This is a genomic window from Streptomyces sp. NPDC038707, assembly GCF_040636485.1.
In the GTDB taxonomy this organism is placed as follows: Bacteria; Actinomycetota; Actinomycetes; order Streptomycetales; family Streptomycetaceae; genus Streptomyces.
This window is the reverse complement of record NZ_JBEZUP010000003.1, coordinates 132,667-145,941: the sequence shown is the minus strand read 5'-3', so window position 1 is coordinate 145,941 and position 13,275 is coordinate 132,667. Positions and strand designations below refer to the sequence as shown.

General features: G+C 74.7%; 13 protein-coding genes. 5 read left to right on the top strand and 8 right to left on the bottom strand.

The features are described 5' to 3' along the window. Position 1 precedes the first annotated feature (1 nt). The 5 genes from AB0E62_RS05540 to AB0E62_RS05520 all read right to left on the bottom strand — a co-directional run bounded on the left by AB0E62_RS05540 (position 2) and on the right by AB0E62_RS05520 (position 5,151). Positions 2 to 718 (bottom strand): phosphonatase-like hydrolase, encoded by a 717-nt coding sequence (locus AB0E62_RS05540; RefSeq protein WP_362188465.1) that lies wholly within the window; start codon positions 716 to 718, stop codon positions 2 to 4. 7 nt (positions 719 to 725) lie between these two features. Further along, positions 726 to 1,850 carry a TIGR03364 family FAD-dependent oxidoreductase gene (locus AB0E62_RS05535; RefSeq protein ID WP_362188462.1) on the bottom strand — a complete coding sequence of 375 codons (1,125 nt, stop codon included), beginning with the start codon at positions 1,848 to 1,850 and terminating at the stop codon, positions 726 to 728. A gap of 133 nt (positions 1,851 to 1,983) precedes the next feature. Then, positions 1,984 to 2,739: a GntR family transcriptional regulator gene (locus AB0E62_RS05530; protein WP_362188459.1), complete on the bottom strand. Its 756-nt coding sequence runs from the start codon at positions 2,737 to 2,739 to the stop codon at positions 1,984 to 1,986. A gap of 65 nt (positions 2,740 to 2,804) precedes the next feature. After that, positions 2,805 to 3,659, bottom strand: a complete 855-nt coding sequence (locus AB0E62_RS05525; protein ID WP_362188457.1) for a hypothetical protein — start codon at positions 3,657 to 3,659, stop codon at positions 2,805 to 2,807. Positions 3,660 to 4,014: 355 nt separating this feature from the next. Next, positions 4,015 to 5,151: an ROK family transcriptional regulator gene (locus AB0E62_RS05520; protein ID WP_362188454.1), complete on the bottom strand. Its 1,137-nt coding sequence runs from the start codon at positions 5,149 to 5,151 to the stop codon at positions 4,015 to 4,017. Between the two features lie 48 nt (positions 5,152 to 5,199). Here AB0E62_RS05520 and AB0E62_RS05515 point away from each other — a divergent pair, with 48 nt between their 5' ends. The 3 genes from AB0E62_RS05515 (at position 5,200) to AB0E62_RS05505 (ending at position 7,714) form a co-directional block, all read left to right on the top strand. Then, a complete protein-coding gene (locus AB0E62_RS05515; RefSeq protein WP_362188451.1) occupies positions 5,200 to 6,273 on the top strand; it encodes a Gfo/Idh/MocA family oxidoreductase in 1,074 nt (357 codons plus the stop codon). Beyond that, entirely contained in the window at positions 6,273 to 6,752 is a 480-nt protein-coding gene (locus tag AB0E62_RS05510; RefSeq protein WP_362188448.1) for a heme-degrading domain-containing protein, read from the top strand. The genes AB0E62_RS05515 and AB0E62_RS05510 overlap by 1 nt, the downstream gene beginning before the upstream one ends. 95 nt (positions 6,753 to 6,847) lie before the next feature. Continuing rightward, positions 6,848 to 7,714, top strand: a complete 867-nt coding sequence (locus AB0E62_RS05505; RefSeq protein WP_362188445.1) for an LLM class F420-dependent oxidoreductase — start codon at positions 6,848 to 6,850, stop codon at positions 7,712 to 7,714. Between the two features lie 362 nt (positions 7,715 to 8,076). Here the strand turns inward: AB0E62_RS05505 and AB0E62_RS05500 are convergent, their stop codons facing one another. The 3 genes from AB0E62_RS05500 to AB0E62_RS05490 all read right to left on the bottom strand — a co-directional run bounded on the left by AB0E62_RS05500 (position 8,077) and on the right by AB0E62_RS05490 (position 10,342). Further along, positions 8,077 to 8,934 carry a fumarylacetoacetate hydrolase family protein gene (locus AB0E62_RS05500; RefSeq protein WP_362188442.1) on the bottom strand — a complete coding sequence of 286 codons (858 nt, stop codon included), beginning with the start codon at positions 8,932 to 8,934 and terminating at the stop codon, positions 8,077 to 8,079. A 136-nt stretch (positions 8,935 to 9,070) separates the two neighbouring features. Continuing rightward, positions 9,071 to 9,781: a membrane protein insertase YidC gene (yidC, locus tag AB0E62_RS05495; protein WP_362188439.1), complete on the bottom strand. Its 711-nt coding sequence runs from the start codon at positions 9,779 to 9,781 to the stop codon at positions 9,071 to 9,073. A gap of 234 nt (positions 9,782 to 10,015) precedes the next feature. Next, positions 10,016 to 10,342 (bottom strand): DUF6412 domain-containing protein, encoded by a 327-nt coding sequence (locus tag AB0E62_RS05490; RefSeq protein WP_362188436.1) that lies wholly within the window; start codon positions 10,340 to 10,342, stop codon positions 10,016 to 10,018. Between the two features lie 298 nt (positions 10,343 to 10,640). Between AB0E62_RS05490 and AB0E62_RS05485 the strand changes: the two genes are divergently transcribed. Together AB0E62_RS05485 and AB0E62_RS05480 are read left to right on the top strand one after the other, a co-directional pair. Further along, positions 10,641 to 12,113, top strand: coding sequence for a glycoside hydrolase (locus tag AB0E62_RS05485; protein ID WP_362188433.1), 1,473 nt, complete (start codon positions 10,641 to 10,643; stop codon positions 12,111 to 12,113). A 128-nt stretch (positions 12,114 to 12,241) separates the two neighbouring features. Next, the gene (locus AB0E62_RS05480) at positions 12,242 to 13,255 is read left to right on the top strand and encodes an SEC-C domain-containing protein (RefSeq protein WP_362188430.1); all 1,014 of its coding nucleotides are present in this window, start codon (positions 12,242 to 12,244) and stop codon (positions 13,253 to 13,255) included. The last annotated feature ends 20 nt before the right edge of the window (positions 13,256 to 13,275 follow it).

The following is a 13,275-nucleotide window of genomic DNA, read 5'->3' as shown; positions in this document are numbered from 1 at the left end:
GTCAGCGGTCTCCGGCGAGCAGGCCGGGCAGGCCGGCGACGGAGTCGAGGACATGGGTGGCACCGGCGGCGGCGAACTCGGCGTCACCGTGCGCGCCGGTGCGCACGCCGGCGACCAGCCCGGCCCCGGCGCGTACGCCGCTGAGCACGTCGTACGACGTGTCGCCGGCCACCGCTATCTGCCGTACGTCGTCGGCCGCCTTGGTGCGGACGAACGCCTCCAGCACCATGTCCGGGTACGGCCGCCCGCGCCCGCCGGCGTCGGCCGGGCACAGGGTGAGCGGCACCAGGCCGCGCCAGCCGAGGGCGTCCAGGACGGCGTCCTGGGTGACCCGGGCGAAGCCGGTGGTGAGGACGACGGTCCGGCCGCCCGCGGTCAGTTCCTCGATGGCCTCGCGGGCCCCGGGGACCGGCGCGATCAGGCCCTGGTCGACCAGGTCGCCGTACGCCTTCTCGAAGGCGGTGTTGGCGCGCCGGGCGCGGTCCTCGTCGCCGAAGAGGTGACGGAAGACGGAGATCTTGGACTCGCCCATGGTGGCGCGGACGTAGGCCAGGTGCTCGGCGTGCTCGGCGGAGCCGGGCTCGACGCCCAGCTCGGTGGCGGCGGCGGCGAAGGCGCGCTCGACCAGTCCGCCGTCGGCGACGGTGGTGCCGGCCATGTCGAGGACGACGAGGCGGATGCCGGGGCCGGCCGGGGTGTTCGGGGTGTCGGGTGTCATGGGGTGCTCACCAGCCCAGTTCGTTCGCGGTGGTCTCGGCTATCGCGGGGGCGCAGGTCATGCCGCGCCCGCCGGGCCCGGTGACCAGCCACACCCCCTCGTGCACCTGCTGGCGGTGGACCACCTCGGCGGGGTCGGTGCACTGCGCGTACACGCCCGCCCAGCGGTGCCGCACGCGCGGCAGCGGCCGGCCGAGGAGGGACTCCACGACGCCGGTGAGGTGCTCGTAGGGCTCCTCGACGGTGTCGAAGGCGAAGGGGTGCTCGTACTCGTGGGTGTCGCCGATGGTCAGGCCGCCGTCGGCGCGCTGCACCATGAGCAGCTGCATCCTGTGCGCGGCGGCGGTCTCGGGCTGCGGCTGCCGGGCGTTCAGCTCGTCCAGCGCCTTCGAGGCGTACGCCGGGTAGTAGCGGAAGCTGTCGGCGTCGGCGACGGAGGTGGTCAGCGGCTCGCCGAGCGGCTCGGTCTGCATCATCTGGAGGCGGACGCGGCGCACCGGGAGGTCCGGGCCGGCCAGTTCGCGGACGAGCCCGCCGAGCCAGGCGCCGGTGCACAGCACGACGGCGTCGGCGTGGTGGGTGTCCCCGTGGTCGTCGCGGACGGTGCCGGCGCCGGTCACCTCGCGCACCTCCCGGCCGGGCAGGAAGGTGTATTCCGGGGACTTCAGCAGCTCCGCGCGCAGGGCGAGCTGGGCGGTACGGGGCTCCACGGCCGCGTCCCGCTCGCAGTACAGGGCGGCGGTGAAGTCCCCGCGCAGGGCGGGGTTGAGGGCGCGGGCCTCGCCCGGGGTGAGCAGCCTGTAGCCGCGGGCGGCGGCGTCCGCGCGGGCCACGGCCGCCTCGGCGACGGCGAGTTCGAGCGGGCCGCGGACCGGGGTGAGGGAGCCGTTGGGGCGGAAGCCCAGCGCCGGCACCCGGCCGCCGATCCCCTCCCACAGTTCCCGCGCCCGCAGGGCGGCCTCCAGCTCTGCTCCACCGGCGCGCCCGCTGACCCAGATCTGCCCGAAGTTGCGCAGGGAGGCGCCGCGCGCCTCGGCTTCCCGCTCGATCTGGACGACCTGGTGGCCGCGCTCCACTGCTTGCCAGGCGTGCATGGTGCCCACCACGCCGGCTCCGACGACTGTGACTCTCACGGCGGCAACGCTCCTCGGGGTTCGGGAACCGGAGACATCCGGCTGACAACGAGAGCGTGAACGAGCCATCACGTTTGGGCTAGACCCGTTATCTTTCTGTTATGTGCGGAGCGGGCGGGGCGGCGGGTGCGGTTCAGCCCCGGAGGTGGGCGGTGAACGAGAACCGGTCGCCGCGGTACAGCGACCGCACCCGCTCCAGCGGGCGGCCCCCGGTGTCCCGGGAGATCCGGTGGATCAGCAGCATGGGCAGGGCGGGCGGGGTGCCGATGAGGAGGGCCTCGCGGGGCGTGGCCAGGACGGTCTCGATCCGCTCGTCGGCGTCGCCGAAGGAGATGCCCTGGGCGGCCAGATAGCCGTAGAAAGAGGAATCCGGGTCGAACTCGGCGTCCAGCCGGGGCACCCGGGCGACGGCGACGTACGTGCTCTCCAGGCCGACCCGTTCGTCGTCGGCGAGCAGCACGCGCTCCAGGTGCCAGACGGGTTCGCCGGGGCCGAGCCCGGTCTCGGCGGCGAGCGGCGCCGGGCACGGGAACCGGTCGAGGGTGACGAGGGTACGGCCCGGGGTGCGCCCCTGCCGGCGTACGCCCTCGGTGTAACTGGCGAGGGACAGCGGCTGGGCCAGCTTGGGCCCGGCGACGACGGTGCCGCGGCCCCGGCGCCGCAGGCGTCCCTCCAGCACCAGTTCCCGTACGGCCTGCCGGACGGTCTCGCGGGCCACGTCGTACCGCTCGGCGAGATCCCGTTCGGTGGGGATGACGCCGCCCTCCCCCAGCTCGTCCAGCAGCGCGGCGATCCGTGCCTTCACCGCGTAGTACTTGGGGATGCGCCCGTGTTCGGGGATGCCGGCGCGGACGGGGGCGCCGGGGGCCTGGTCGTTGGGGTAGTCCACGGGAGGGATCGTCGCAGACGGGGACCGGGGGCCGGGGGCGGGGGCGCGGGAGCGGGACGGCCCGGTCAGCGGCGGCGGCGCAGCAGGAGGAAGGTGCCGGTGGCGGCGGCGAGCAGGGTGAGGAGGGCGAGCACGGGGGCGAGGGCGGTCGTGAGCGGGGTGCGGGCGGACTCGGGCCCGGCGGCGGCCGGCTGACCGGCCCGGGGGGCCGGGGTGGGGGTGCCGGGCGGGTGCGCGGCCTGGGCCTCCCGCACGGGTCCGGCGTCCTGCTCCTTCCACGGTCGGTGCCTCCCGGCGGCTTCCCCATCGTCCTCGGTGACGGAGAAGCGGTAGGCGCCGGACTCCCCGACCCAGTCGCCGTCCTCGCCCCGCCGCTGCACGACGGCGGCGTTCACGGTGACCCGGTCCGTCACGGCGCCGGGGCCGAGCGAGAGCCGGACCCGGACGCCGACGGTCCGGCCGGGCGGCACGGTGAACCCGGCGAAGCCGGTGCCGTCCAGGACGCCGACCAGTTCCCGCGCGCCGGTGGCCTCGAAGGTGACGGGGCGGACGCGCGGGCCGTCGTAGAAGTCCAGGTGGAGCCGGTCCGGCCGCAGCGCGCGCTTCTCGCCGACCAGGACCACGACCGGGTGGACGCCGGCGCAGGTCCGGTCGGTGGTGTTGGTGAGGTCGATGTACCAGGTACGGGGCCTGCCGCCGGCCTCATAGGACGCGGGCCCGCCACGGATACGGGCGGCCAGCGGAAACGTGCGGGCATCGGCGGCGGCGCAGGACGGGGTGGCGGGGGTGGCAGGGGTGGCGGAGGTGGCCGGCGATGCCGCGAGGACGACGGTGGTGGCGGCGGCTGCGGCTGCGGCTGCGGCCGTAGTCGCGGTCGCGGTCGCGGTGAGCAAGAGGGGCGGGGACGTGCACCATCGCATGAACACATGACCCTGCCGGGCGGGGCGGGGGGTACGGCGCCGCCATGCCGGTGCCTGGACCAAGTCCCCCCGGCCGGCGGACAACGGGGGTCACCGGCCGTGCCGCCGGCAGCGGCGTGAGGCCACCGGCCGTCTTGCCGACCGCGAGCGCGTCGTGGCCGGCGCGCGGCTTCCCGCGCCCCCGGGGAGTTGCCCCACCGTCGGCGCAATGCGGGACGGCGTGGCCGACAGCGCCGTGAGGCCACCGGTCGACTTGCCGACCGCGAGCGCGCCGTCGCCAGGCACGCATTTACCCGCACCCCGGGGAGTTGCCCCGCCGTCGGCCGTGGCTTCGGGCCGCCTCGGCGGGCTCCCCTCACGCATCCCCCCGCCCGAACAGCGGTGCCAGCAGCAGCTGGGCCGCGCCCTCGGCCACCAGGCGCTCGGTCCGTGGAGCGAGCCGTACCGGTACCTCGCCGGCCGCTCCCTCGCGCCGGGCCCGGGCCGCCAGTACCTCGGCGACACCCCGCACGTACACGTCCGGCGCCCCGGCGACCGTACGTCCCCCGAGCAGCACCCCGTCGATGTCCAGCAGCCCGACCAGGTTCCCGGCCGCCACGCCCAGCACCCGCGCCGCCTCCGCGATCTCGCCGCGCGCCGCCGCGCCGAGGCACAGCGCCTCCACGCAGCCCCGGTTGCCGCACTCGCACGGCGGCCCGTCCAGCTGGAGCACCTGGTGGCCGAACTCCCCCGCCCCGGTCCGCGCCCCGCGGTGCACGCCGCCGTCGATCACCAGCCCGGCCCCGAGCCCCGTACCGAGGTGCAGGTACGCGAAGGAGCGGCCCGCCGCCTCCTGCGCGCCCCCGACCGCCAGCCCGAGCGCCGCCGCGTTGGTGTCCTTGTCCACCACGACCGGCATCCCCAGCCGCCGCGCGAGCGCGTCCCGCAGCGGAAAGCCGTCCCACTCGGGAAACCCGGTGACCCGGTGCAGCACCCCGCGCGCGTGGTCCAGCGGACCGGGCAGCGCCACCCCCACCCCGACCAGCGGACCGCGCCCGCCAGGGGCCTCGCCGAGCCGTTCCCCGGCCACGTCGCGGACCGCCGCGCACACCGCCCCCAGCACGGCCTCCGCCCCCGCCCCGAGGTCCAGCTCCCCGCGCCGCTCCGCCACCACGGCACCGTCCAGATCGACGAGCACCGCGCGCAGTTCGTCGCGGTCCAGATGCACCCCGACGGCATGCCCCGCCTCCGGCACCAGCCGCAGTACGGTGCGCGGCTTGCCCCCGGTCGACGCCCGCCGTCCGGCCTCCGCCGCGAACCCCTCCTCCCGCAGCCGCGCGGTGATCTTGCTGACGGCCTGCGGGGTCAGCCCGGTGCGCTCGGCCAGCTCCAGCCGGCTGACGCCCTCGGCCCCCGCGTCCCGCAGCAGCCCCAGCACCAGCGCCGTGTTGTGGCTGCGCACCACGCCCAGATTGGCCCCCACCGGCCCACCACTGCTTTTCACGCCTCCCATTCTCCCCTCCGCTTGCACTTTCGCAACAGCGTTGCCAAAGTGGGAGGCATGACTGGTACCCCCCTCCGCGTCGGCCTGATCGGCTACGGCCTCGCCGGCTCCGTCTTCCACGCCCCGCTGATCGCCGCCACCGAGGGCCTCGCCCTGGACACCGTGGTCACCTCGAACCCGGAGCGGCAGCGGCAGGCCCGCGCCGAGTTCCCGGACGTCCGGCTCGCCGCCACCGCCGAGGAGCTGTTCGACCGGGCGGACGAGCTGGACCTCGTCGTCGTGGCCTCCCCGAACAAGACGCACGTGCCGCTGGCCACCGCCGCCCTGCGGGCGGGCCTGCCGGTGGTCGTGGACAAGCCGGTCGCCGGCACCGCGGCCGAGGCCCGGCAGCTCGCCGCCCTCGCCGAGGAACGCGGTCTGCTGCTGTCGGTCTTCCAGAACCGCCGCTGGGACAACGACTTCCTGACCCTGCGCAAGCTGCTGGCGGACGGCACGCTCGGCGACGCCTGGCGCTTCGAGTCCCGCTTCGAGCGCTGGCGCCCCCAGCCCAAGGGCGGCTGGCGCGAGTCCGGCGACCCCGCAGAGATCGGAGGTCTGCTCTACGACCTCGGCAGCCACGTCGTCGACCAGGCCCTGGTCCTCTTCGGCCCGGTCACCGAGGTCTACGCCGAGACGGACATCCGCCGCCCCGGCGCCGAGGCCGACGACGACACCTTCCTCGCGCTCACCCACGCGAGCGGCGTCCGCTCCCACCTCTACGTCTCCGCGACGGCCGCCCAGCTCGGCCCCCGCTTCCGGGTGCTGGGCTCCCGCGCGGGCTACGTCAAGTACGGCCTGGACCCCCAGGAGGCGGCCCTGCGCGAGGGCGGCCGGCCCGGCACCGGCGCCGGCTGGGGCGCCGAGGACGAGTCCCTGTGGGGCCGCATCGGCTCGGGGGAGTCCCCGCTGACCGGCGGCGGCACCCCCGTACCGACCCTGCCGGGCGACTACCCGGCCTACTACGCGGCCGTGGCCGGCGCCCTGCGCGGCACCGGTCCCAACCCGGTGACCGCCCTGGAGGCCGCCGCCGCGCTCGATGTGCTGGAAGCGGCCCGCCGGTCCGCCCGCGACAAGGTGACGGTGACCCTCTGATGCCCGAGAACACCCCGACCGTCGAGGAACTGGAGGAGCAGCAGCGGCGCCTGGTCTTCCGGCGGTTCACCCACGAGGACGCCTGGGCCCTCGGCTGCCTCCTGGTCGAGCGGGCCCGGGAGCGCGGGGCGCCGGTCGCCATCGACATCCACCGCGCCGGCCAGCAGCTGTTCCACGCCGCCCTGCCGGGCTCCGCCCCGGACAACGACGCCTGGATCCTCCGCAAGCGCCGGGTGGTGGAGCGCTACGGCGCCCCCTCCTACCTGGTCGGGGCCCGCTTCCGCGCCAAGGGCACCACCTTCGAGGACTCCTCCCGCCTCGACCCGGACGCCTACGCGGCGCACGGCGGCTCCTTCCCGGTCACGGTGGAGGGCGCCGGTGTGATCGGCGCGGTGACCGTCTCCGGCCTGCCCCAGATCGAGGACCACCGGTTCGTGGTGGCGGCGCTGGAGGAGTTCCTCGGCCGTTCGGCCGACTGAGGGAACGGCGGGAATCAACCCGGGTCGCCCTCCGGTTGGCAGGACGGAAGACCTGACGATCACGGCTCAGTCCACCACCGGAGGGATCACACCCGATGACCACCGCACTGAAGGAGAGCGTCGGCCGGTACGGCGTCTGGAGCATCGAGCTGCGCTCCGAGGACCCGGCCCGGCGCGGCGAACTGGACGAGGCCGCGGCCGAGCTGGAGGAGCTGGGCTACGGCGCGCTCTGGCTCGGCGGCAACACCACCGCGGACCACGCGGCCCCGCTCATCGGCGCCACCCGGAGCGTCGTCGTCGGCACCAGCATCCAGAGCGTCTGGCAGCAGGACGCCGCCACCACGGCGGCCGGTTTCGCCGAGCTGGAGACGGCCCACCCCGGCCGGTTCGCGCTGGGCCTCGGGGTGAGCCACGGCCCGCTGGTGAAGGACTACCGGCGCCCGTACGCGGCGATGGTCGAGTACCTGGACGAGCTGGACCGCGCGGGCGTGCCCGCCGAGCGGCGGGTGCTGGCCGCGCTCGGCCCCCGGATGCTGGAGCTGTCCCGGGACCGCGCGGCCGGCGCGATCCCGTACCTGACCACGCCCGAGCACACCGAGCGGGCCCGGGAGATCCTGGGCGCGGGGCCGCTGCTGGCCCCCGAGCTGAAGGTCGTCCTGGAGTCCGACCCGGCCCGCGCCCGCGAGACGGCCCGCGCCTACCTGGCCAACTACCTGCGGCTGCCCAACTACACCAACAACTTCCTGCGGCTGGGCTTCACGGAGGCGGACGTCGCCGAGGGCGGCAGCGACCGGCTCATCGACGCGGTCTTCGCCTGGGGCGACGAGGCCCGGATCCGCGAGCACGTCACCGCCTTCCACGAGGCGGGCGCGGACCACGTGGCCCTCCAGGTGGTCACGGCACACACCGGCGAGGTCCTGCCCCGGGAGGAATGGCGCCGGCTGGCCGCTCTGCTGGGCTAGCCGGCCCGGCCGCCCGAGAGCACGGGGAACCGGCCCGGCCGCCCGAGGACACGGGGAACCGGTCCGGCCCGAGGTGCGCGGGGAACCGGTCCGGCCCGAGGTACGCGGGGAACCGGCCCGGCCCGAGGTGCGCGGGAAACCGGTCCGGCCCGAGGTGCGCGGGGAACCGGTCCGCCCGAGGTGCGCGGGGAACCGGTCCGCCCGAAAGGCGCGGCGAACCGTGCGGCCGGCCCGGCACCACGGGCGGGCGACGGGCGTCACCGCGGTTCCCGGCGCTCTGGTGCCGGCTGGTGTTCCCGGCGCCCCCGGCGCTCCCTGCGCCCCCGGCACCGGCACTCCCGGCACCCCCTCCCGCGGAGCGGCTACGCGTCCTTCAGCTCCTGCCGCTGCCGGCCGAGCCCCGGGATCTCCAGCTCGACGACGTCCCCGGCGCGCAGGTACGGCTTCGGCTCGGGCGCTCCCATCGCCACCCCGGCCGGCGTGCCCGTGTTGATGACGTCGCCGGGGTACAGGGTCATGAACCGGCTGAGGTAGCGCACGACCTCGCCGACGGGGAATATCTGCTCGGCCGTGGTGCCGTCCTGCTTCAGCTCGCCGTTCACCCACAGCTTCAGCGACAGGTCCTGCGGGTCGGCGATCTCGTCGGCCGTCACCAGCCACGGGCCCAGCGGGTTGAACGTCTCGCAGTTCTTGCCCTTGTCCCAGGTCCCGCCCCGCTCCATCTGGTACTCCCGCTCGGAGACGTCGTGCGCGAGGGCGTACCCGGCGACGTGCGCGAGCCCTTCCTGTGCCGAGTCCAGGTAGCGGGCCGTACGGCCGATGACGACCGCGAGTTCGACCTCCCAGTCCGTCTTCACCGAGCCGCGCGGCACCAGCACCGTGTCGTCCGGCCCGACCACCGTGTCCGGCGCCTTGAGGAAGACGACCGGCTCGGGGGGCGGCTCCATGCCCGTCTCCCGGGCGTGGTCGTAGTAGTTGAGCCCGATGCACACGACCTTCCCGATGCGGCCGAGCGGCGGGCCGATCCGCAGTCCGGCCGCGTCCAGCGCGGGCAGTCCACCGCCCTCGGCCGCCGCCCGGATCCGGCCGAGCGCCTCCTCGTCGGCGAGGAGCGCGCCGTCGATGTCGTCCACGAGGCCCGACAGGTCCCGGAGGGTCCCCTCGGCGTCGAGCAGTGCGGGGCGCTCGGCCCCGGCCGTACCGACTCGCAGCAGCTTCACGGTCACCATCTCCCTCGTTCGCGGGCGCCCGCCGATGGGTGCAGCCATCGGAGGACTGGCCGATCCTCCAATTCCCCCGTCCAGTCCGCAAGACCCTGTTCAGGTACTGGACCGTAACCGGTACGGCCGGTACCGCTCAGCGGTACAGCAGGGACTGCTCCGCCGCGCTCCACGCCGTACTGGTGACGATGTACAGCGCGGCGGCCAGCGGGACGACCGCCACCGAGACGAGGGTGAAGTAGGACAGGAACGGGGTCACCCGGGTGACCGCGGCGAGGCCCGGCACTTGGTCGCCGCCGACGGCCGGGGCGGGCTGTGCGGCCACCGTCCGCCGGGCGCGCCGGTAGTTGGCGGTGGCGACGGCCGCGACGAGGGCGAACAGGCCGAGGTAGACCAGTCCGGCCGGGCCGAACACCCCGCCGTCGGCGAGCGCGTCGGCCCAGCGTCCGCCGAGCGGCGCCGCGAACAGCCGGTGGCCGAGCAGGGAATTGGCCCGGCCGCCGATCGTGGTGCTGGAGAAGAGGTGGTAGAGGAGGAAGAAGGCCGGCAACTGGAGCAGGCCGGGCAGGCAGCCGGAGAGCGGCGAGACCTTCTCCCGGGCGTGCAGTTCCATGACCGCCCGCTGGAGCCGCTCCGGGTCCCGGGCGTGCCGGGCACGCAGCGCGTCGATCTCGGGCTGGAGCGCGGCACGGGCGCGCCGGCCGCGGGCGGCGGCGCGGGAGAGCGGGTGGACGAGCAGTCGTACCAGCGCGGTGAACAGGACGATCGCGGCGGCCGCCGCGGAGGCGTGGAAGATCGGGGTCAGCAGGTCGGCGAGGTGCTCGACCAGACGGGCGAAGACGGACATGGGTGAGCCCTCCGGGGGGTCTCGTCGTGCCGGAAACGGCCGGGAATCAGGGGATTCGACGGGGAAACGGCAGGACGAGCCGCGCGGGGCCACGCGTCGGCGCAGGCGCGGATGCGCGGATGCGCGGATACGCAGCTGTACGGATGCGCGGACGTGCGAATACGCACATGTACGACTACGCGGACGTGCGGATATCCGGGGTGGATACCCGGGGTGGATACCCGGAAGCGTGCCCTACGCGGCGGTCGTCGCCGGTCCGGCGTGACCGGGGGCCCGGGGACGTCGCCGGCCGGGTGCGTCGGGGTCGCGCTGGGGCAGGAAGGCCGTACGGCGGGCCCGGTCGCGGATCGCGGTGCGCACGCGGGTCGGCGGCACGGCGGGCACACGCCGCGCGGCCAGCAGGGCGCAGGCGGCGAGCATGGCGGCGACGGTGGCGGTCGCGGCGAGGGCGACGGCCGTGGTGAGACCGCCGCCACCGAGGAGGGCGGCCTGGAGCAGCAGGACCTGCGCCAGGAACAGCAGGAAGGCGAGGGGACGCAGGGCAACGGCACTGCCGCGCATCGGAATTCCCCTCTCTCTTTCGTACTGCCGTACTGCCGTCAGTCTGCCAGACGCGTCGGCTCGACCTCCAGGGACTCCAGGCCTCCAGGCCTCCAGGGCTCCAGGGCTCCAGGGCTCCAGCAGCCGCTACGAGTGGCGGTGTCCGGCTTTCTCCATGGGTTTGAGAAAGGGCCGTCACAACCCTCGACAAGGCCGTCCGGCAGCCCCGATGCTTCCTGTTGGCATGCCGGGGGGACGAGTCGGCACCGCTTCCAGGAGCGCGGTGCCGCAGCCGCTTGGAGAGGCAGCGAACGCACCCATGATCCGACGCAGAACTCTGCTGGCCGCCGCGGGCGGCGGCCTGCTCGGCAGCACACTGGCCACGGGCACGGCCCGGGCGGACGCGACGATCGCCGTCAACCCCTCGGCGACGTACGGCACCTGGGAGGGCTGGGGCACCTCCCTGGCCTGGTGGGCGAACGTCTTCGGCACGCGGGACGACTTCGCCGACCTCTTCTTCACGACCGGGAGCACGACGTACAACGGCACCTCGCTGCCCGGCCTCGGCCTGAACATCGCCCGCTACAACCTGGGCGCGTGCGGCTGGAACAGCGTGGGCGGCGAGACGATGGCCGTCTCCCCCAACATCCCCTCCTTCAAGCAGATCGAGGGCTACTGGCAGGACTGGACCAGCGAGGACCCGGCGTCCGCGGCCTGGAAGTGGACGGCGGACGCCGCCCAGCGGGCCATGCTCGTGAAGGCCACCCAGCGCGGGGCGATCTCCGAGCTGTTCGCCAACTCCCCCATGTGGTGGATGTGTTCCAACCACAACCCGTCCGGCGCGGCCGACGGCGGCAACAACCTCCAGTCCTGGAACCACCGTCAGCACGCCGCCCACCTCGCGGCCGTCGCCCTGTACGCGCGCGAGCACTGGGGCGTGACCTTCGCGACGGTGGAGCCCTTCAACGAGCCCTCCTCGTCCTGGTGGACCGCGACCGGCACCCAGGAGGGCTGCCACATCGACGCGGCCACCCAGGCGTCCGTACTGCCGTACCTGCGCTCCGAGTTGGACAAGCGGGGCCTGACCGGCACCAAGATCGCCGCGTCCGACGAGACGGGCTACGACCTGGCCCGCACCACCTGGAACTCCTTCTCCGCCACGGCCAAGGGGTACGTCGACCGGGTCAACGTGCACGGCTACCAGGGCTCCGGGGGCCGCCGGGACCTGCTGTACACGGACGTGGTGACCACCGCCCGCAAGGCCCTGTGGAACTCGGAGACCGGCGACAGCGACGCCACCGGCCTGACGACGGCGAGCAACCTCCTCTACGACTTCCGCTGGCTGCACCCCACGGCCTGGGTGTACTGGCAGGTGATGGACCCCAGTGCGGGCTGGGCGGCCATCGCCTACGACCCGGCCACCCGGCAGCCGGGCGCGGTCCAGACGAAGTACTACGTCCTGGCCCAGTTCACCCGGCACATCCGCCCAGGCATGACGATCCTGGACACCGGCGCGAGCTACGCGGTGGCGGCGCTCGACCGCCCGGCGCGGCGCCTGGTGATCGTCGCCGCCAACACCTCCGCCTCGCCCCAGACCCTGACCTTCGACCTGTCCCGCTTCTCCACCGTCACCGGCGGCCCGGGCGGCCTGGTCCCCCGCTGGAACACGGTCACGACGGGCGGCGACCGCTACACACCCCACTCGGACACCCACCTGAACGGCAAGTCGCTCCCGGTCCCCTTCGCGGCGAAGTCGGTACAGACCCTCCAGATCGACGGCGTCACGGTGTGAGGCCGGCCCCGGTGCGAGGCCGGGCCCCGGTGTGAGGCCGGCTTCGGAAGTACCCCTTCGGCCATACCCGCCCGCTGCGCCCCCTCCGCGCCTCACGTTCACCGGCGCCCGGCAGTACGGTGTCCCTCATGCGCCCCGACACGCCTGCCGAGAATGTCGACCACACCGCCGAAGCGGCACGCCTGGAGCGGACCGCCGGCCTGTACCCGGAGGACGCCGAGACCCTGCTCCTGCGGGCGGCGGCCCACCTGGAACTGTCCGGCGACCGCCCCGCGGCCACCACGCTCTACGACCGCCTGCTGTCGTCCGCCGCGGAACTGGCCGACCCCGCCCTGGTCCGCGCCCTGAAGGCATCGAACCTGTGGGAGTACGGCCACGAGGCCGAGGCACGGGCGATCATCGAGGGCATCCGCGCGACGGCCCCCCGAGACCCGGCCCCGTGGGTGATCGCAGCGGAGGCCCTGGAGTCGCACGACGAGCTGGAGGCGGCGGCGGAGACGTTCACGGAGGGAGCCCGCCTGCTGATCCCCGGCCCGACGGAGGCGCCCCTCCCCTCCACCCACCCCCTCCTCCACGGCCGCCACCGCGTCCGCCGCATGCTGGGCCTGCCGCACGACGACTGGGACACCCTGGCGGACACCGTGCACACGGGCCCGGTCTCCCTGGACGAACTCCACGACCCGAAACGGGTGTGGTCACTGGGCTCGGACAACCCGGCGGAACTGGAGGCGGAGATCTCCCGCCTGCGCGCGGAACTGGGCGCCCACCGAGCGGCCCTGTCCCGCCCGTTCCCGGTGGCGGTCCTGCACTGGCCCGCCCCGGAACTGGAGGAACTCCTCACGGCGTACCCCACCCTGTCCACGGAGTACCCGTCCCACGCCGAGCACCTGAGGACCATAGAGTCCTCCCTGCGCGAACTGGCCTCCTCCGGCACGGCCAACCTGGGCATCGTCACCGGCACGGTCCCGTCCTACGAGGCCTTCGCAGCCTCGGAAGCCACCCCCCCGACCGACCCCACCCTGCTCCCCCAGTACGCGACGACCCTGGCAGCCCGGGGCCGAGCGGTCGCCTGGCCTCCGGGGAGGGGGGCGGGGTGTTGGTGCGGGACGGGACAGCTCTACGCAGAGTGTCACGGTGTGTGACGTCAGCGGACTAGGCTGGT

Coding starts and splice junctions, on each gene's coding strand:
- AB0E62_RS05525 (WP_362188457.1), bottom strand. CDS start 3,659: ATGCGATGGTGCACGTCCCCGCCCCTCTTGCTCACCGCGACCGCGACC.
- AB0E62_RS05480 (WP_362188430.1), top strand. CDS start 12,242: ATGCGCCCCGACACGCCTGCCGAGAATGTCGACCACACCGCCGAAGCG.
- AB0E62_RS05485 (WP_362188433.1), top strand. CDS start 10,641: ATGATCCGACGCAGAACTCTGCTGGCCGCCGCGGGCGGCGGCCTGCTC.
- AB0E62_RS05515 (WP_362188451.1), top strand. CDS start 5,200: ATGACTGGTACCCCCCTCCGCGTCGGCCTGATCGGCTACGGCCTCGCC.
- AB0E62_RS05510 (WP_362188448.1), top strand. CDS start 6,273: ATGCCCGAGAACACCCCGACCGTCGAGGAACTGGAGGAGCAGCAGCGG.
- AB0E62_RS05520 (WP_362188454.1), bottom strand. CDS start 5,151: ATGGGAGGCGTGAAAAGCAGTGGTGGGCCGGTGGGGGCCAATCTGGGC.
- yidC (WP_362188439.1), bottom strand. CDS start 9,781: ATGTCCGTCTTCGCCCGTCTGGTCGAGCACCTCGCCGACCTGCTGACC.
- AB0E62_RS05540 (WP_362188465.1), bottom strand. CDS start 718: ATGACACCCGACACCCCGAACACCCCGGCCGGCCCCGGCATCCGCCTC.
- AB0E62_RS05505 (WP_362188445.1), top strand. CDS start 6,848: ATGACCACCGCACTGAAGGAGAGCGTCGGCCGGTACGGCGTCTGGAGC.
- AB0E62_RS05490 (WP_362188436.1), bottom strand. CDS start 10,342: ATGCGCGGCAGTGCCGTTGCCCTGCGTCCCCTCGCCTTCCTGCTGTTC.